Annotated in this window: 17 protein-coding genes; 7 read left to right on the top strand and 10 right to left on the bottom strand. The window is 66.5% G+C overall.

Features of this window, described 5'->3' with window-relative positions; all coding sequences use genetic code 11:
• Positions 1–102: 102 nt before the first annotated feature.
• Both metH and A9X05_RS20205 read left to right on the top strand, forming a co-directional pair.
• Positions 103–3,879: a methionine synthase gene (metH, locus tag A9X05_RS20200; RefSeq protein WP_067783684.1), complete on the top strand. Its 3,777-nt coding sequence runs from the start codon at positions 103–105 to the stop codon at positions 3,877–3,879.
• 34 nt (positions 3,880–3,913) lie between these two features.
• Positions 3,914–4,201: a hypothetical protein gene (locus A9X05_RS20205; RefSeq protein ID WP_067783687.1), complete on the top strand. Its 288-nt coding sequence runs from the start codon at positions 3,914–3,916 to the stop codon at positions 4,199–4,201.
• Positions 4,202–4,223: 22 nt separating this feature from the next.
• On the opposite strand, the gene A9X05_RS20210 is transcribed toward A9X05_RS20205, so the two are convergent.
• From A9X05_RS20210 to A9X05_RS20255, 10 genes are read right to left on the bottom strand one after another with little or no spacing between them, the layout of a single operon-like run.
• Positions 4,224–4,991, bottom strand: coding sequence for a mannan-binding family protein (locus tag A9X05_RS20210; RefSeq protein WP_082950449.1), 768 nt, complete (start codon positions 4,989–4,991; stop codon positions 4,224–4,226).
• A complete protein-coding gene (locus tag A9X05_RS20215) occupies positions 4,988–5,671 on the bottom strand; it encodes a hypothetical protein (protein ID WP_067783690.1) in 684 nt (227 codons plus the stop codon). Before A9X05_RS20215 ends, A9X05_RS20210 begins: the two co-directional genes overlap by 4 nt.
• Positions 5,672–5,695: 24 nt before the next feature.
• Complete coding sequence (locus tag A9X05_RS20220) at positions 5,696–6,955, bottom strand: MlaD family protein (RefSeq protein WP_067783694.1); 1,260 nt, start codon at positions 6,953–6,955, stop codon at positions 5,696–5,698.
• The gene (locus tag A9X05_RS20225) at positions 6,952–8,178 is read right to left on the bottom strand and encodes an MlaD family protein (protein ID WP_156675629.1); all 1,227 of its coding nucleotides are present in this window, start codon (positions 8,176–8,178) and stop codon (positions 6,952–6,954) included. The genes A9X05_RS20220 and A9X05_RS20225 overlap by 4 nt, the downstream gene beginning before the upstream one ends.
• Positions 8,178–9,293: an MCE family protein gene (locus tag A9X05_RS20230; RefSeq protein ID WP_067783700.1), complete on the bottom strand. Its 1,116-nt coding sequence runs from the start codon at positions 9,291–9,293 to the stop codon at positions 8,178–8,180. Before A9X05_RS20230 ends, A9X05_RS20225 begins: the two co-directional genes overlap by 1 nt.
• Complete coding sequence (locus tag A9X05_RS20235) at positions 9,290–10,336, bottom strand: MCE family protein (RefSeq protein WP_067783703.1); 1,047 nt, start codon at positions 10,334–10,336, stop codon at positions 9,290–9,292. The genes A9X05_RS20230 and A9X05_RS20235 overlap by 4 nt, the downstream gene beginning before the upstream one ends.
• Positions 10,329–11,384 carry an MlaD family protein gene (locus tag A9X05_RS20240; protein WP_067783706.1) on the bottom strand — a complete coding sequence of 352 codons (1,056 nt, stop codon included), beginning with the start codon at positions 11,382–11,384 and terminating at the stop codon, positions 10,329–10,331. The genes A9X05_RS20235 and A9X05_RS20240 overlap by 8 nt, the downstream gene beginning before the upstream one ends.
• Positions 11,381–12,961: an MlaD family protein gene (locus tag A9X05_RS20245; protein WP_067783709.1), complete on the bottom strand. Its 1,581-nt coding sequence runs from the start codon at positions 12,959–12,961 to the stop codon at positions 11,381–11,383. Before A9X05_RS20245 ends, A9X05_RS20240 begins: the two co-directional genes overlap by 4 nt.
• A gap of 11 nt (positions 12,962–12,972) precedes the next feature.
• Positions 12,973–13,836 (bottom strand): ABC transporter permease, encoded by an 864-nt coding sequence (locus A9X05_RS20250; RefSeq protein ID WP_067753869.1) that lies wholly within the window; start codon positions 13,834–13,836, stop codon positions 12,973–12,975.
• A gap of 1 nt (position 13,837) precedes the next feature.
• A complete protein-coding gene (locus A9X05_RS20255) occupies positions 13,838–14,677 on the bottom strand; it encodes an ABC transporter permease (RefSeq protein WP_067753866.1) in 840 nt (279 codons plus the stop codon).
• A 306-nt stretch (positions 14,678–14,983) separates the two neighbouring features.
• Between A9X05_RS20255 and A9X05_RS20260 the strand changes: the two genes are divergently transcribed.
• From A9X05_RS20260 to A9X05_RS20280, 5 genes are all read left to right on the top strand, one after another.
• Entirely contained in the window at positions 14,984–15,583 is a 600-nt protein-coding gene (locus A9X05_RS20260; RefSeq protein ID WP_067753863.1) for a TetR family transcriptional regulator, read from the top strand.
• 54 nt (positions 15,584–15,637) lie between these two features.
• Positions 15,638–15,919: a phosphoribosyl-ATP diphosphatase gene (locus A9X05_RS20265; RefSeq protein WP_067783712.1), complete on the top strand. Its 282-nt coding sequence runs from the start codon at positions 15,638–15,640 to the stop codon at positions 15,917–15,919.
• A gap of 2 nt (positions 15,920–15,921) precedes the next feature.
• The gene (hisG, locus tag A9X05_RS20270; protein WP_067783715.1) at positions 15,922–16,779 is read left to right on the top strand and encodes an ATP phosphoribosyltransferase; all 858 of its coding nucleotides are present in this window, start codon (positions 15,922–15,924) and stop codon (positions 16,777–16,779) included.
• Between the two features lie 183 nt (positions 16,780–16,962).
• Entirely contained in the window at positions 16,963–17,472 is a 510-nt protein-coding gene (locus tag A9X05_RS20275) for a DUF4126 domain-containing protein (RefSeq protein ID WP_067783718.1), read from the top strand.
• Entirely contained in the window at positions 17,469–18,851 is a 1,383-nt protein-coding gene (locus tag A9X05_RS20280; protein ID WP_067783721.1) for an FAD-containing oxidoreductase, read from the top strand. The genes A9X05_RS20275 and A9X05_RS20280 overlap by 4 nt, the downstream gene beginning before the upstream one ends.
• Positions 18,852–18,941 lie beyond the last annotated feature (90 nt).

Here is an 18,941-nt window from a genome sequence, read left to right on the forward strand (position 1 = left end):
ACGACGTAGACTTTTCTGGTCGAGAGGCGTTGCAACGGATCTCCGGTCTCACCGGTATCCGCCACGCTCGGCAGAGTCAAGGGCGCCTTCCGCTACGGAAGGATGCACGTGAACGTCCCTGTAAAGGCCCCGGAGCCAGAGACCTTCGTGCCCGACATCCGGCCCGACTGCACCGCAGAACTGACGGCCGCTCTGCGCGAGCGGATCGTGGTGATCGATGGCGCGATGGGCACGGCGATTCAGCGCGACCGGCCGGACGAGGCCGGCTATCGCGGCGATCGCTTCACCGAGTGGCCGACCGCTCTGCAGGGCAACAACGACCTGCTCAACCTGACGCAGCCGCAGATCATCGAGGGGATCCACCGCGAGTACCTCGAGGCCGGCGCCGACATCCTGGAAACCAACACGTTCAACGCGAACGCGATCTCGCTGTCCGACTACGGCATGCAGGAGCTGGCCTACGAGCTGAACTATGCCGGCGCCGCCCTGGCCCGCAAGGCCGCCGACGAATACGGCACGCCGGATAAGCCCCGCTACGTCGCCGGCGCCATCGGCCCGACGACGCGCACCGCGTCGATCTCGCCGGACGTCAACGACCCCGGGGCCCGCAACGTCTCCTACGACCAGCTGGTCGCCGCCTACCTCGAAGCCGCCAACGGCCTGGTCGACGGCGGTGCCGACCTGCTCATCATCGAGACGATCTTCGACTCGCTGAACGCGAAGGCGGCGGTGTTCGCCGTCGAGACGCTGTTCGAGGAGCGCGGACGCCGCTGGCCGGTCATCATCTCGGGCACCATCACCGACGCGTCCGGGCGGACGCTGTCCGGTCAGGTCACCGAGGCTTTCTGGAACTCGATCCGGCACGCCAAGCCGCTCGCGGTCGGCCTCAACTGCGCCCTGGGCGCCCCGGAGATGCGGCCCTACATCGCCGAGATGGCGCGGATCGCGGACACCTTCGTCTCCTGCTACCCGAATGCCGGACTGCCCAACGCCTTTGGCGAGTACGACGAGACCCCGGAGCGGCAGGCCGGCTACATCGCCGACTTCGCCGAGGCCGGCCTGGTCAACCTGGTCGGTGGTTGCTGCGGAACCGCGCCACCCCACATCGCCGAGATCGCCAAGGTCGTCGAGGGTAAGGCGCCGCGCGAACTGCCGGAGATCCCGGTCGCCACCCGGCTCTCGGGCCTCGAGCCGCTCAACATCACCGACGACTCCCTGTTCGTGAACATCGGTGAGCGCACCAACATCACGGGCTCCGCCCGATTCCGCAACCTGATCAAGGCCGAGGACTACGACACCGCGCTGTCGGTGGCCCTGCAGCAGGTCGAGGTCGGTGCGCAGGTCATCGACATCAACATGGACGAGGGCATGATCGACGGCGTCGCCGCGATGGACCGGTTCACCAAGCTGATCGCGGCCGAGCCGGACATCAGCCGTGTCCCGGTGATGATCGACTCGTCCAAGTGGGAGGTCATCGAGGCGGGCCTGAAGAACGTGCAGGGCAAGCCGATCGTCAACTCGATCTCCATGAAGGAGGGCGAGGAGAAGTTCATCCGCGAGGCGCGGCTGTGCCGCAAGTACGGCGCCGCCGTCGTCGTGATGGCCTTCGACGAGCAGGGCCAGGCCGACAACCTGGAGCGCCGTAAGGAGATCTGCGGGCGCGCCTACCGGATCCTGACCGAGGAGGTCGGCTTCCCGCCCGAGGACATCATCTTCGACCCGAACTGCTTCGCGCTGGCGACCGGCATCGAGGAGCACGCGACCTACGGCATCGACTTCATCGAGGCCTGCGCCTGGATCAAGGAGAACCTCCCCGGGGTGCACATCTCCGGCGGCATCTCTAACGTGTCGTTCTCGTTCCGGGGCAACAACCCGGTCCGCGAGGCGATCCACTCGGTGTTCCTGTTCCACGCCATCAAGGCGGGCCTCGACATGGGCATCGTCAACGCGGGTGCGCTGGTGCCCTACGACTCGATCGATCCGGAGTTGCGGGACCGCATCGAAGACGTCGTCCTGAACCGTCGCGAGGATGCGGCCGAACGGCTCCTGGAGATCGCCGAACGGTTCAACAAGACCGAGAAAACGGACGATCCCGCCGCCGCCGAGTGGCGCAGCCTTCCCGTCCGCGAACGCATCACGCACGCGCTGGTCAAGGGCATCGACGCCCACGTCGACGACGACACCGAGGAGTTGCGCGCCGAGATCGCCGCCGCGGGTGGCCGCCCGATCGAGGTGATCGAGGGCCCGCTGATGGACGGGATGAACGTCGTCGGCGACCTGTTCGGCTCCGGCAAGATGTTCCTGCCCCAGGTCGTGAAGTCGGCCCGGGTGATGAAGAAGGCCGTCGCGTACCTGCTGCCCTTCATCGAAGAGGAGAAAGAACAAAACGGGACCGCAGCGGCGAAGGACACCAACGGCACCATCGTGATGGCGACCGTGAAGGGCGACGTCCACGACATCGGCAAGAACATCGTCGGGGTTGTGTTGCAGTGCAACAACTTTGAAGTGATCGACCTCGGTGTGATGGTGCCGGCCCAGAAAATCCTGGATGCGGCCAAGGAGCACGACGCCGACATCATCGGACTGTCCGGGCTGATCACCCCGTCGCTGGACGAGATGGCCAACTTCGCCGTCGAGATGGAACGCGAGGGGCTCGAGATCCCGCTGCTGATCGGTGGGGCGACCACGTCGCGCGCCCACACGGCCGTGAAGATATCGCCGCGTCGCAGCGGTCCGGTGGTGTGGGTCAAGGACGCCTCGCGCTCGGTGCCTGTCGCGGCGGCCCTTCTCGACGACAAGCAGCGTCCGGCCCTGCTGGAGGCCACCGAGAAGGACTACGCATCGTTGCGGGAACGGCACGCGCAAAAGAACGAGCGGCCGATGCTGACGCTGGAAAAGGCCCGCGCGAACCGGACGCCGATCGAGTGGGACGGCTACACGCCGCCGGTGCCCGCTATCGGTGCGGGGGTACGTGAATTCCAGGACTACGACCTGGCCGAATTGCGCGAGTACATCGACTGGCAGCCGTTCTTCAACGCCTGGGAGATGAAGGGCCGCTTCCCCGACATCCTCAACAACCCGGCCTCGGGCGAGGCCGCCCGCAAGCTCTACGACGACGCCCAGCAGATGCTCGACACCCTGATCAAGGAGAAGTGGCTGACCGCCAACGGGGTGATCGGGTTCTTCCCGGCGAACGCGGTCGGCCCGGGTTTCGAAGACATCGAGGTCTACACCGACGACACCCGTACCGAGGTACTGACCACGTTGCGCAACCTGCGCCAGCAGGGCGAGCACCGGGACGGCATCCCCAACCGGTCGCTGGGCGACTTCATCGCGCCCAAGGAGACCGGGCTGGCCGACTACGTCGGCGCCTTCGCCGTCACCGCGGGGCTCGGCAGCCAGGAGAAGATCGCGGAGTTCAAGGCGGCCCTCGACGACTACAGCGCGATCCTGCTGGAGTCGGTCGCCGACCGGCTGGCGGAGGCGTTCGCCGAGCGGATGCACCAACGGGTCCGCAAGGAGTTCTGGGGATTCCAGCCGGACGAGCAGCTGGACAACGAGGCGCTCATCGATGAGAAGTACCAAGGAATCCGTCCCGCCCCGGGCTACCCGGCCTGCCCGGAGCACACCGAGAAGGTGACGCTGTGGAAGTTGATGGACGTGAAGGAGCGGACCGGCATCGAGCTGACCGAGTCGATGGCGATGTGGCCCGGCGCCGCGGTCAGCGGCTGGTACTTCTCGCACCCGCAGTCGCAGTACTTCGTGGTCGGCCGGTTGGGCCAGGACCAGGTCGCCGACTACGCGAAGCGCAAGGGCTGGACACTGGCCGAAGCCGAGCGCTGGCTCGCCCCGAGCCTCGGCTACAACCCGGAGGACTGAGCCCAAGGGCTCAAGGGGACATTCAGGGGAAGGGATGTTCATGCTCGAGCGAGAGTTGAATCGCATTGCCGACATCGCCGTGGAGGCCGTCAGTGTCACGGTCTTGCATGTCCGGCGCATTGTGGGAGTCCTGTGCACCGCGCTCGACCGCACGAAACGCGAAGTTGGCGACTTAGCTTGGGACTATGGCGATCTGGCGACAAGCGTCGGTTTCTCGGCTCGCCGTAACCGCGCGTCCACCGAGCACGACGGTCGGGAGACGCTCAGCGAGCACGCGGACAACGTGATATCGATCGAGCTGCGCCGTCGGAAGGCCAACTGAGACAACGCCAAAGGCGCCGGTGCTAGATGCGCAGCACGGAACTCAAGGCCGCCAGCGGGATATGCGCCTGCACCGTCCCGCCGTCCATGTACCACTGCATGACGCCGGGGGTGAAGTTGATCGGCTCATCGTGCCCCACCGGATAGTCGGGCATGTACAGGATCAACTCGTCGGGCGTCACCGCCCACGCCTTGTAGGCCCCGGAGTAGACCTTGTCCGGCGTCCAGCGGTCGATCACGAACGGGTAGCTGCCCGGGTCGTGCGGCGGCGGCGCCTGATCCAGCGCTGTTTCGATGAACGGTTGGGCCAGCGGGGGAATGGCGGTCAGCGGGTTCGACGTCGTCAGGTCCGCCAGCTGCACTCGCCGGCCGCTCGCCATGTCGAAGGTGAAGGTCCGGTAGGCGTTGTTGAACTTCGGCCCGTCGGCGTGGTAGTCCTCGTGGAACACCGCGCTGAGCAGGTTTTGATGCCGGAATACCTCGAAGTTCTCCTCGCCATAGCTGTCGGCGGCCATCTGCGAGTTGGCGGTCTTCCAGTTGTTGACCAGGGTGTGCAGGTAGTCGCGGATCACCGGGCCCGTGGTCGGGTTGTCGACCAGGTCGTCGGGCACGGCGACCTTGATGTCCCGCACGGCTTTGCGTTCCGACGTGACCGAGGTATGGCAGTACTGGCCGTCCCAGTCACCGCCCAGCTCCCCGCAGAATGAGGGTGCCGACGCGTGGGTGACGGCGGTGGTGGGAACCGTTGCGGCGGCGGTCAACACCGTCGCCGCGAGCATCCGGCGGATCACAGCAGCTGCACCTTGCTGGCCCGCCAGCGACCGTCGACCTTCTCCATGGTCATCTTGATCCGGCTGCGGTCGATGCGCGGGTCGGGCGCGGCCGTGTTGGTGACGGTCTGGTCGATGAAGACCAGCACCACAACCCTGTTCGTCGACTCGGACTGGATCGCCGAGTCCACCACCACGCCGTGCGCGGTCGCCTTGTTGTCGATCAGCAGCTGCCGCAGTTTCACGCTGGACTGGGTGTACATGTCTTTGAACTCGCCCGTCGCGCCGTCAAGAACCTGCCTGAAGTTATCGTCGACCTTGTTCGAATCAATGCTCGTCAGCACCTGGGCGTAGGCGATGGCGGCCTGCTGGGCCTGTTCGCCGGCCAGCTTCACCTGGTGCTCCTGCCACTGCCGCCAGCCGAGGAAACCCGAAACGGCAAGTGAGGCAACGAGTAGCGCCGGCAACGCGCCGCGACGCAGGTAGTGCTTCCAGGGGCGCCCGCGGCGATCGGGCTCGCGCCGCTTGCCTTTGAGCAGCACGCCGTCTTCTTCGTCCGGCCGGTCTTCGTCGAGCTGTTCGTCGTCGACGCGGACCGCCTCGGCGTCTTCGGTTGCGACTGGGGGTGTTTCGTCGTCCGGCTCCACCTCGGCGCGCACCTCGGCCTTCGGGTTCTTCTTGGTGGTCACGATCACGATCAGCTCCTCGAGATATGGGTTGACGGCTCAGTGCGGCGGTTCGATCGGCAGAGCCGGGCCGCCGTAGGGGGTGGGAATGGTGTAGCGACCCTGCGGGATCGGATCGGTTCGACGGCCCAGGTCGGCACCCGGCGGGGGACCGGCGGTGTCGTCGCCGCCCGGCCGCGGGGCGTTCTTGGCTCCCCGGATCGAGACCGCGGGGTCGTCGTCGCGGCAGTAGGTGTACATGAACGGCTCGTAGTAGTCGGCGGCGGAGGAGGCGTGCGACGGCGTCCCGTAGTCGCACACATAGCGCGGGTAGAGGTCGGCCGTCGCCCAGACCCCGTGATCGTGAAATGCGCTCGCCACCGCGTCCAACACGGACCCACGGTAGTCGGGGAACAGCGCGTTGAGCGCCGGAACCCGTAGATAGAGCAGCTGCGACATGGTCGCCATGCTGCCCAGCAGCTGCACCATCGTGTCGGAATTGTCGGCGAACAGGTTGTCGACCGCGGAAAGCGTGCGCGGGGTTTGCCCGGTCAAGCGGCGATAGCCGGCCTGCATCCTGGCCACGCCCGTCAGCGTTCGGTCGAGTTCCGTTGCGGCAGCGCCCAGTCCGGCGTTCTTGTCGCTCGCCAGGGTGAGCACCACCCGGCTGGTCTTGATGATGCTGGTGGTTTGGGGCAGCACCGAATCGAGCGTGGAGAGCAGAAACGTGCCGCCGTCGACGATGGCGGTCAGCTTCGCCGGGCCCTCCTTGCTCAGGCTGAGTTCCTTCTTGATCAACTCGACCTTGTGGGGGTCGACCTGGGCCAGCAGCCCGTCGGCGTCGCCGAGCAGCTGCGCCAAGCTGACCGGAACGGTGGCGCGGTCGGAGGTGATGAGGCTGCCGTCGTGCAGGTACGGCCCGGCGTCCGAGGTGGCCTCGAAGTTGATGTACTGCTCGCCGGCCGGCGACAGCGCCGACACGTGCACCACGCTGTTCGCCGGTATCCGAACGTTCGACGTGATGCTGGCGATGGCGTTCACGCCGTTATCGGTGATCCGCAGCGACTCGACCCGGCCGACGCGCACCCCCCGCAGCGCGACATCCTGGTTGGGCAGCAAGCCGCCGGATTCCGGCAACTGCACGGTGACGCGGTAGGTCGATGCGAAAGGTTCCACCCGCAACGCTCCGATGAGCAGGTAGGCGGTGGCGACGACCAGAATGAGCGCCAATCCGGCCACCGACAGCCAGACCTGTTGCCGGTGACCGGTACGCACCGCCCGGACGATGGCGTTCGCGACGTTGTCGACGGTGCGGATCATGGTCGCGGTCCCGGCGGTGGTGGTGCTGGCGGCGATGGTGCTGGCGGGGGTCCGGGGGCGACGTCGATTTGGCCGGGGATGTTCGGGTCCGGAACCACCGGAACCTGTGGCGAATTCGGCCCGCGGCCGACCACCCGTTCTTGCAGACGCCACAGGGTGTACTTCAGGGTGCCGACGAGCAGGTTCACGTTGTAGTGGTGCGGCCCGTGCAGTCCGATGTCACCGGGGAACCCGATATCGGGAAGCGATCCGAGCATGATCTTGTCCACGCCCACGTTCACCGAAATCGAGTTGCCCGCGGTCGACTTGACCAACGGCGGAATCAGCCGGTTGAGCGCCAGCCAGCTGGTATCCGGGCTCATCGCAACGTCATTGGCAGCCCCGGCGACCGTGTTCAGGTCGCGGATGATGCTGCGGCCGCTGGTGTCGGTCCCGCCGATCGACGGGAACCGGGCCAGCAGCCGGGAGGTGTCGCCCACCTGGATCGCGACGTCGGAGAGCTGGGCGGTGTTGTCGGCCAGCGCCGAAGTGGCGGGACCGGCGGCCGCCATCAGCTCGCTGATGGTTTGGTTCTTGGCGTCGAGTTCGTCGGCCAGGTGCGACAATTGGGTCAACGCGGTCGAGATCTGGCCGGAACGCGAGTCCAGCGTCCCGAGCAGCTCGTTGGACTTGCGGATCATGTCCCCGAACGCCTGGCCCTGGTCACCGGTCGCCTTGCCGAAACCGTTGATGATGTTGGTGAAATTGCGCACCGCCCCGCCGTTCACCAGGATCGCCGCCGAACTCAACACCGACTCGACCGTCGCGGCGGCCGCCGTCGAGTCCAGGCCGATGGTGTCGCCGTCCTTCAACAGTGGCGCCTCCGGATCACCGGCCGCCGGCGGCTTCAGGGCGACGAACACGTCGCCCAGCGGTGTCGCGGTTCGCAATTCGGCGGTGCTGCCCCGCGGCAGTTGCACGCCGTCCCTGATGCGCAACCGGGTGACCGCGGTGTAGTTGCGCGCGACCATCGACTCGAGCTGCCCCACGTCGGCGCCGGCGAGTTTCACCTTGGCGTTCATCGGCAGGTTGAGCGCGTTGGAGAACACGGCGTTCAGCGAGTAACCGCCCGAGCCCAGGCCCGGGGCCGGAAGGGGCAGGCTGGCAAGGCCGTTCGTGGCGCATCCGGCGGTCACCAGCGCCGCGGCCGCCGCCGCCAGCATGCCCCGGGGGACCGCGGTCATCATTTCTGCCCCATGGCGGCCATGCCGTCCAGCACATAGGTCAACCCGAAATCGGGGCCGAAGTCCTGTATCGTCCCGGTGCTGCAGCCCAGTTGCCGAAGGCCCATCAGGTTGCAGATCTCTTTGGTGTACTGGCTGTCGAAGAGCAACCGATCCGTCAGAAACCGCGCCCGGACGCTGCCGTTGGCCCGGTCGATCATGTTGTAGGCGTTGTCGGCCACCAACGGAGCCAGGTCCAGGAGTTCGGCCAGGTCGCGTCGCTGGTCGGTCACCGTCTGCAGCGTGGCGTTGCCGTTTCGGGCGGTCTGCTTGATGTTGTCGCGGTTGGCGTCGAGCAGGTCGCCGGCCCGTTGGATCAGTTCGTCGAGTTTGCGTCCCGTGGTGCCGCTGCCGAGGTCCTCGTCGGCCATGATCTGGCTGACTTGGTGGATGGTGGAGGCGAATTCCCGCAACTTGGTGTCGTTGGCGGCCACCGCGTCGAACAGGGAGCTGATGTTCTTCACGATCGTGGTGATCTGCTCGCGGGTCGCCGCGCCACCGTCGCTGGACAATCGCAGCGCCTTGGACAGCTCGCCGAGCGCCGCCTTGATCCTTTCCCCGTTGCCGTTGACGACCTGGGTGCCGCCGTTGAGCACGTCGGCGACCGGCCCGCCGCCGCGGCCGTCGCCCTCGAGCGACTTGGTCACTTTGTCCAAAACGTTGAGGACGCTGCTGAATTCGACGGGCGTCTTGGTGCGCGGCAACCCGATGGTGTCGTGGTTCTCCAGCGTCGGTCCGCCGTGATAGGGCGGTGTGAGTTCGATCTGGCGGTCGGTGAGGATGGAGGTTGACACCGTGACGGCCTGCGCGGTGGCGGGAACCTTGACGTGGCGGTCGACGGTGAATTCGACTTCGACGTAGCCGCCCTTGGCGGTGATCTTGGTGATCTTGCCGACCGGCATGCCCAGCACAGCCACCTCGTTGCCCTCGTAGAGGCCTGAGGCGCTGTCGAACTGGGCGGTCACGGTAATCGCGTCCTCGTCGGACCCCAGACACCACCAACCGATGCCGGCGGCCGCGGCGATCACCGCGAGGGCCGCGATGACGGCCACCGATTTCGACGCGAGCGATTTCACTTGCAATCCTTGAAGTACTGGATCATGCCGAACTGCTTGGCGCGGCCGCTGATTGCGCACATCCACGAGTCGATCAGCGGGACGTTGGGGGCGTTGAAGTTGATCGCGTTTCCGTCACCCGTGAGGTTGGCCGCCTCGCGGAAGAAGATCGGGCTGGTTTGCAGCATGCTGTGCAGCAGGTCGTCGTGCCCGGACATCAGGTTGGTGAAGTCGCGCATGTCCTTGATCAGCGCGTCCAGGGCCGGCCGGTCGTTGACCACGACCTGGCTCATGGTGTCGACGAGGCTCGACAGGGATTGCATCATCGCGTGGAAAACGGCTCGCCGCGCGACGAACTGGCCCAGCAGGTCTTGGCCCTGGTTGACCAGGGTGCCGATGTCGGCCTGCTGACGCCGCAGCGTGTTGGTCACCTGTTCGGTGCTGCGCAGCAGCTGGCCCAGCTGGTCACGTCGCAGCGCGATGATCGACGAGAGCGTGTGGATGTTCGAAATCGCTTGCGGCACAACCGCAGGCAGTCCTTCGAGCTGCTTGCCGAGCACTGCGAGCGACTGCGCGAACCGGTCGGAGTCGACCTGTTCGAAAGTGGTGGTGGCGTCCTGCAGCGCGGCTTGCAGGTCGTAGGGCACCTCGGTGTGTGCCAGGTCGAAGGTGTTGTTGGGCAGGTGCGCCGCGCCGGCGGGTTCCAGCGAGAGGTACCGCGAACCCAGGATGGTGGTGACCTTGATCTGCGCCCGGGAATCCTTGCCGAGCGCGATGTTGTCCCGAATCTTCAGCCCCGCCTCGACGTGGTCGCCGACGAGTTTCATGCTGGTGACGTTGCCCACCGGGATGCCTGCGACCACGATCGGGTTGCCGGCCCGCAGCGAGGCGGCTTGCAGGAACTCGGCGGTGTAGTGCCGATATCCGGCGCCGAGCGCGTGCACGAGCAGCATCACCCCGATGATCACCGCGACCACCGCGACGGCGATGAACCCGAGCAGGGTTTTGTTGTAGCTTTCCAGCGGTCGTTTCCTCATCCGCCGCCACACCGACGCGTCAGCCATCCGCCGTGCTCCTGCATCTGGGGCTGTGCCACGCCTTGTTGCCCGGGGTCGCGGCGTTGACGATGATCGGCACCACGTCGTTGAGGCCGGGGAAGAACCCCATGAAGTTCACGTCGCACACGTAGGCGTTGCCGTAGGCGCCCTGGTTGCCGACCCGGGCGAGCCCCTTGAGCAGCAGCGGAATGTTGTCGCCGAAGAACGCCACCTGCGGTTCGACCTCCATGATGTGTTTGGTGGCACCGGGCTGGCGGTCGATGAACTCGCGCAGCGCCGGGTACACGTCCGTCGCCGCGGTCGACAGCCGGTCGGTCACCCGGGCCAACGAACCGACCGAGGCCACCAGGTCGGGGCGCCGGACGTCGAGCTCGCCCACGACGCCGCGGGTCTGGGTGATCACCCCGTCGAGGTTGTCGTTCTGCTGGGCCAGGTTGGCCATCACCTTGTTGAGATTGGTGATCACGCTGCCGAGGGCCTGGTCCCGGCCCGCGAATGTCTCTGTGAGCGTTGAGGTCTGGCCGACCAGCGTGGTCAGCGACGACGTGTCGCCTTGCAGCGAGGCGATGATGCCCTTGGTGAGGTTGTCGGCGTCGTGGGGGTTCAGCAGGCTGAACAACGGTTCGTAGCCGTTCAGCAGCGTGGTGACGTCGAAGGAGGGTTCGGTGCGTTCCAGGGGAATCGTGCTACCCGGTGGGAGCGGCTGCGGGCTGCCGTCCCTGCCCAGGGACAGCCCGAGGTAACGCTGGCCGACGATGTTCTGATAGGTGACCGACGCGAGGGTGTTTCCGAACAGCCGTTGTTCCTGCTGCACCACGAACGAGACCTTCGCGAGATTTCCCTCGAGCTCGATCTTTTCGACCCGGCCGACGCGGACGCCGGCCATCCGGACGTCGTCGCCTTCGCGCAACCCGTAGACGTCGCTGAAGACCGCCGAATACGTGGCGGTGTTGCCGGCCACGTCACGGCGCAGGCTGACGTACACCAGCCACGTCAAGGTCAGCGAGACGACCATGAACAGGGTCAACGCGACGAGCGGGCCTCGAAACCTCATTTGGCCTCCCCGGGCGGATGAGCCGGCGGATGGGTGATGGACACCGTCGTGCCGCGGGCGACCGGGCCCAGCAGCAGCTCGGTGGCGGCGGTCGCAGGCTCGCCGGTGATCACGCCCAACATGTTCCGTTCGTACTGGCTCCCAACGGGTCCCACGTTCCCGCCGAACGACGCCTGCGGGATCCACGGTGCCTTTGGCGCCACCGGTGCGACCCACGGTTCGTGGGGCTGCGGCGTGGCGGGCGCCCCCGGCGACGGGTTGTCGGGGTTCGCACTCCCGGGCACTGGCGGTGACGGCGTGATCCCCGCGGGCAGTGGGGGATTGGGATCGGACAGGTTGGGGTTCGGGTTGATCAGCGGCGGACCCACGGCGACGAGATTTCCGTCCGGGCCGATCACCGTGCCCGGGGGCGGGGCCAGATCCTTGGGCGGTTGATAGTTCTGCGGCAGCAGGACGTCGGGAAGGTCGGGCCGCACCGGTATCAGCGGTGCGGTGAAACAGCTGGGTCCCTTAAGCTCGCCGTAATGGGGGCAGTCGGCGCGGGTGTAGGTGGAACTGGGGGTGAACGTCAGCATCGCGCGCATGTTGCCGAGGTTGGTGACCGGGTTCCAGACCTGCTCCATGAACTGGTTGGCCAGGTTGTCCAGCTTGGCGACCGCGGGCACAAAGTTATTGGACTTCTGCGCCAGCACACCGAGCACGGGCGTGAAATCGGTTGTGATCCCTATGAGTTGGTCGATATGGTTGCCCAACGACTGGCGCGTGGTGCCGACCGTGTAGTCAGCGCCCGACAGCAACGCGGCCAGCTGACCGCGCGTCTCGGCGAAGGTCCGCATCGGCTCGACGGCCTGGTGCAGCGCGTCGAGCAAATCGGGGGCGGTCTGCGCCAGCCCCCGAGTCGCATCCAGCAACGCGGACACCGTCGAGGGGCCAGCGTCGGTGCTGACAACCGAATTGAGCTGGTCGAGAAGGCGATTCAATTGCGCGCCGGCGTTCAGGAGGCTGACGCGGCGGTGATCGGTGGCGGCGCCCAGCGCGGCCAGGATCCCCACCGACCGGTCGTCCCGGTCGCGGCCCGCCGCGGCGAGCAGGTCGCGCAACTTCGTCACGGTCGTCTGGAACAACACCGTCGGAAGCCGCTTGTCCTCCGGAATATGCGCCCCGTCGCGGATCGTTGCCGCTGGGCGCTCCCGGTTCGGGGAGCCCACCAACTGAACCGACGACACGGCGAAGACATTGCTGGGCACCACGCGCGCGGTCACGTTGGCCGGGATCGAGCCGGCGAATTCTTCCTTGAGGTCGATGTGGACGTAGTTGGGGTTGCCGTGCGCCGCGGGCACGACGCCGTCGACCATGCCGACCAGCACACCGTGGTATTTGACGTCCGACCTCTGCGGCAGGCCGTCGCCCACGTTCACCAGATCGGCGACCACGCGGACGTAATCGTTGAGTCTGCCAGTGGATTTGACCAACATCGCGGTGGTGAGCAGCGCGCTGACCACCACGACCGCGATGCCGATGCCGAACAGCTGCCGGTCGGACGGGCCGCGCCCGTCCAGCTCAAAGGAGTTCGGCATGTTCCCCCGACCTACCCGCCGAACCGTGCGCCGGAGTCGACGCCCCACAGCGCCATGGTGAGCAGCATGTTCACGATGATCACGACGGTGATGCTGGCCCGCATGCCGTGGCCCGCGGCGACCCCGACGCCCTCCGGTCCGCCGCCGGCGTAGTACCCGTAGTAGCACTGGATCGTGGAGGCGATCCAGACGAAGATGACGGCCTTGATCAGGGAATAGACGATGTCCTGCCCCGCCAGCATCAACGTGAAGTAGTGCAGGTAGGAACCGGTCGAGCCACCGCTGCCCAGTCCCACCACCACTTGGGTGCTCAGGTAGCCGATCGCCAGGCATGCGGCGTACAGCGGGACGATCGCCACCACCGAGGCGATCAGCCGGGTGGTGACGAGGTACGGAATCGGCCGGATCGCAATCGATTCCATGGCATCGATCTCTTCGGCGATGCGCATGGAGCCCAGTTGGGCGGTGAAGCGGCAGCCGCCCTGCATGGCGAAGGCCAGCGATGCCATCAGCGGGGCCAGCTCGCGGGTGTTGACCAACGACGAGACGAAACCGGTGGCGGGCCCCAGGCCGAGCAGGTCCAGGAAGTTGTAGCCCTCGATTCCCACGAGCGCCCCGACCGTCATGCCGAGCACGACGGCCACGCCGGCGGTGCCGCCGCCCACCACGATCGAGCCGTTGCCCCAGGTGATGTTCGACAGCAACCGCAGGAACTCGCCCCGGTACTGGCGCAGGGCAAGCGGGACCGCGACGAGCGCGCGGACGAAGAAGACCAGCAGGTGCCCGAGCCGAATGATCGGCACTTTGCCCCGTCGGTAGAGCCGGACGAGCGGGACCGAAATCGGTGCCAACGGTTGATAAGCGGACGCCGTCATGTCACAGCCCCGTCCTGGGGGACAACATGATGTAGAGCTGGCTGATGGCGACGTTGACAATCATCAGTAGCAGGATGGCCTCGACGACCGCCGCGTTCACCGAGTTTGCGACGCCCGTAGGTCCGCCCTTGGTGGACAAGCCTTTCTGGCTCGACACGATGGCCACGATGGCGCCGAACACGACCGCCTTGACCAGCGCCAGGATCATGTCGTCGGTCGTCGCGAAGGAGGCGAACGTCGACACGAAGCTGCCCGGCGCCCCGTTCTGGAAGTACACGTTGAACATGTAGCTCGCGAAGAATCCGGCGAAGCACACGACTCCGGTGAGGGCCACGCCGATCATCACCGCGGCGGCCAACCGGGGGACCACCAGACGACGGATCACCGAGACGCCCATCACCTCCATCGCGTCGGTCTCTTCGCGCATCGTTCGCGAGCCCAGATCGGCGGTGATGGCCGACCCGACCGCCGACGCCATCAGCACCGCGGCCACCAGCGATGCTCCCTGCCGGATGACCGCCAGGCCGCTGGCGGCCCCGGCCAGCGACGTGGCCCCAACCTGGCCGGCCAGCAGTGCGAACTGGATGGACAGCGTGACGCTGATCGGCAGTGACACCAGGATGGTCGGCAACACCGCGGTGCCTGCCATGAATGCGCCCTGGCGGACGAACTCCTGCCACTGAAATCGCCCGGTCATCAGGTCGAAGAAGAAATACTGTGCCGTGCGCACGCCCAAGACGAACTGTTCGCCCACCGTGGTCAGCGACGCGACGGGATGGCGCTTGACGTACCCGACCGACCAGTTCCGGATCGCGACGACACCATCGAGTTGCGTCGTCATAGCGGCGTGACCCAAAGCCCGCACAGCAAACTTATGGCAACCGTCATCGACTATCAGCTACCGCTTCCATCGGCCCTCTTCCCACCCCTGAATTCCTGAGTGCCGAGCAGATGACTTCCGACGCCGTCGAAGCCAATTCTTATTAAAATAATGTCAACAGGCGCCCAAGACTCTGCAGCTCATCGGTGTGTGCCGCATCACGTTAGCCTACTTGATAGCGACTTTCAATAGTGTAGAGTCACTCATCTGAGTTCGTCGCTGGACAGCGCCGCGGGGTTCCAATGTCGGATTGACGAAGGTGAAGGCATGCCCTCAGCAAACACCGGCTCGTTGCGGGACCGGCGTCGTGCTGAGCTAGTTTCGCAGATCCAGCAGACCGCCCAGCGGCTTTTCGCCGAACGCGGCTTCGACGCCGTGACGACCGAGGAGATCGCCTCGGCGGCCGGCGTATCGATCAGCACCTATTTCCGGTACGCACCCACCAAGGAGAGCCTGCTCGTCGGTCCCGTCCGGGAGGCCAGCGCCGAGATCGTCGAGTCCTACAGCGCGAGACCACCGGACGAGTCACCGGTCGAGGCGTTGATTCGGCTGTTCGTCGCGCGCGCTCAAGAGGTCATCGAAGTCCAGACGCTGGACACCTGGCGCCAGGCCGTCGCCACCGCCCCGCGGTTGCTGAGCCAATCGGTGCTGGTCACCGAGATCGAACACCGCGAATTCGTCGAGCAAGTGGCGTCCCGCATGGGCGTCGACGCGGCGGCAGACGTCCGGCCCGCGCTGTTGGTGCACACCAGCTTGGCCACGGCCAAATTCGTCATCGACCGCTGGCTCACCCAGCCCCCCGACGGCCCGGAGTTTCACGTTCAGCTCGAAGAGGCGCTGCGCATGACGCTCGCCGGGTTCGACTGACCGGCGGCGCAAAACGTCACCGGCGGAAACCGCCGTGACTTTGCTCGCCGCCGCGTGAAACAATCGCTGGCCGTGAAGACGTTTGAGGATCTGTTCGCCGAGTTGGGCGAGCGCGCCCGTAGCCGGCCGGCCGGCAGCGCGACGGTTGCCGCCCTGGACGGTGGCATCCACGGGTTGGGCAAGAAGATCCTCGAAGAGGCCGGCGAGGTATGGCTCGCCGCCGAACACGAACCCGACGAGGCGCTGGCCGAGGAGATCAGCCAGTTGCTCTACTGGACGCAGGTGTTGATGATCGCGCGTGGCCTGTCGCTCGACGACGTCTACCGGAAGCTCTGACGATGTTGCGGGTCGCGGTTCCCAACAAGGGCACGCTGAGCGAGCCGGCCAGCGAGATTCTCGCGGAGGCGGGCTACCGTCGTCGCACCGACTCCAAGGACCTCACCGTCATCGACCCGGTCAACCAGGTCGAGTTCTTCTTCCTGCGGCCCAAAGACATTGCGATCTATGTGGGTTCGGGGCAGCTCGATTTCGGCATCACCGGACGCGATCTGGTCCGCGACTCGGACGCGCCGGTGCGCGAGAGGCTGGCCTTGGGTTTCGGGTCGTCGAGTTTTCGCTACGCCGGCCCAGCCGGGCGTGAGTGGACGACGGCGGACCTGGCCGGTAGGCGGATCGCGACCGCGTACCCCAATCTGGTGCGAAAAGATCTGGCGGAACGCGGCATTGAAGCGACCGTCATCCGACTCGACGGGGCGGTGGAGATTTCGGTGCAGCTCGGCGTGGCCGACGCCATCGCCGACGTGGTCGGCTCCGGGCGCACGCTGAGCCTGCACGACCTGGTGGCCTTCGGCGATCCGCTGTGCGATTCGGAGGCGGTGCTGATCGAGGGCGCCGACCCGGACGGCCAGGGCGGCACGCGCGCGGCGCGCGATCAGCTGGTGGCGCGGATCCAGGGTGTGGTTTTCGGGCAGCAATACCTGATGCTCGACTATGACTGCCCGCGTTCCGTCCTGGAAAAGGCCACGGCGATCACGCCGGGTTTGGAGTCGCCGACTATCGCGCCGCTCGCCGATCCGGACTGGGTCGCGATCCGCGCGCTCGTGCCCCGCCGTGGCGTGAACGAGATCATGGACGAGCTGGCCGCCATCGGCGCCAAAGCCATTCTGGCTTCCGACATCAGGTTCTGCCGGTTCTGACCAACCGCTCGAGCGTCACGCTAGCGTGACGCTCGGCGCCGGCGGTCACGCTAGCGTGACGCTCGAGGCGGGTGCCGCGACCGCAGCTGTGTTAGCGTCCGCCTAGGGCTGTTTGCCCGTGTCACCCTCATGGGCCGTCATCCCTCACCATTGCCGGGCTGTTCGATCCCCAGGAGGGTCTTCGTGACACACGCGCTTATTCTGCTGCTGGCTTTACTGATTGGCGTCATCGCCGGGCTGCGTTCGCTGACGGCCCCCGCCGTGGTCGCCTGGGCGGCCTATCTTGGCTGGCTCGACCTCCATGGCACGTGGGCGTCGTGGATGGCCAACATCATCACGGTCATCGTCTTCACCGTTCTCGCGGTCGGCGAACTGGTCAACGACAAGCTGCCCAAGACGCCGGCCCGCACGGCGCCGCCGATCTTCGCCGCCAGGATCGTCATGGGCGGATTGGCGGGGGCTGCGCTCGGCGCCTGGCCGCACTGGACCTTCACCGCGCTCGGGACCGGCGTCATCGGCGCGGTGCTCGGCACACTCGGCGGCTATCAGGCCCGCAAGCGGCTGGCCGCCGTGGCCGGCAGGGACCTGCCCATCGCGCTGCTCGAGGATGCGGTCGCGATCTTGGGCGGGTTCGCCATCGCCGCGGTGACGGGTCACGTGCTGACGGAATACATCCTGACGGCCGTTAAGTGACACAGCATTTCGACGCGATCATCGTCGGCGCCGGGCAGGCCGGGCCCCCGTTGGCCGGGCGGCTGACTGGGGCCGGGCAACGGGTTGCGCTGGTGGAGCGCAAACTGATCGGCGGCACATGCGTGAACACCGGATGCATCCCGACCAAGACCCTGGTCGCCAGCGCGTACGCCGCTCACCTCGCGCGCCGCGGTGCGGATTTCGGTGTGGCGACCGGACCGGTCAGCGTGGACATGGCGAAAGTCAAGGCACGCAAGGACGAAATCATGCTGGGCGACCGTAAGGGCGTCGAGGACTGGTTGGCGGGAATGGACGGTTGCACCGTCTTTCGTGGGCACGCAAGGTTCGAGGACCCGCACACGTTGCGTGTCGACTCCCGAGACGGGCAAGACGTGCTGCACGCCGACCGGATTTTCCTCAACGTCGGCGGTCGGGCGGTGGTGCCGGAAATCCCCGGGCTCTCCGACATCGAGTTCTTGACCAACGTGTCGATCCTCGAACTCGACACGCTGCCAAGCCACCTCGTCATTCTCGGCGGTAGCTACATCGCGCTGGAGTTCGCCCAGATGTACCGGCGCTTCGGCGCCCGGGTGACCGTCGTCGAGCGGGGTTCCCGGCTGGCATCCCGCGAGGACGAGGACGTGTCCGCCACCGTCCGCGACATCCTGGAGGGCGAGGACATCGACGTCATCGTCGGCGCCGATGACGTGCGAATCATCAAGAAGGACAATGGCTTTGAACTGACCCCGAGCGCCGGCGCCGCCCCGGTCGCCGGCAGTCACCTGCTGCTGGCCGTGGGCCGACGGCCCAACACCGACGACCTGGGCCTCGAGGCGGCCGGTGTGCAGACCGACGCCCGCGGCTACATCGTCGTCGACGACCAGCTCAAGACGAACGTCGACCACATCTGGGCGATGGGAGACTGCAACGGCAAAGGCGCCTTCACCCACACCTCTTACAACGATTTCGAGATCGTCGCCGCCAACCTGCTCGACGACGACCCGCGCCGGGTCAGCGACCGCATCACCACCTACGCGCTCTACATCGACCCGCCGCTGGGGCGTGCCGGGATGACCGTTGACCAGGTACGTGCGTCGGGACGCAAGGCGCTGGTAGGCAAGCGTCCGATGACGCGGGTCGGCCGGGCGGTGGAAAAGGGTGAGACGCAGGGGTTTATGAAAGTCGTCGTGGATGCCGACACCCGGGAGATACTGGGAGCGGCCATCTTCGGCGTCGGCGGCGACGAGGCCGTTCACGAGATCCTGGACGTCATGTCGGCCAAAGCGCCCTACACGACGCTGGCTCGCACCATGCACATCCATCCCACCGTCAGCGAGCTCATTCCCACGATGCTGCAGGAGATGACGCCGCTGCAGTAGTGGCGATCGCGAGCGCGGCGTTGGCCGGGCGCGGCGGGTCGCCACCATTGGCTAGTGGCGATCGCGAGCGCGGCGTTGGCCGGGCGCGGC

The sequence above is a fragment of the Mycobacterium sp. E3298 genome (genome assembly GCF_001666895.1).
In the GTDB taxonomy this organism is placed as follows: Bacteria; Actinomycetota; Actinomycetes; order Mycobacteriales; family Mycobacteriaceae; genus Mycobacterium.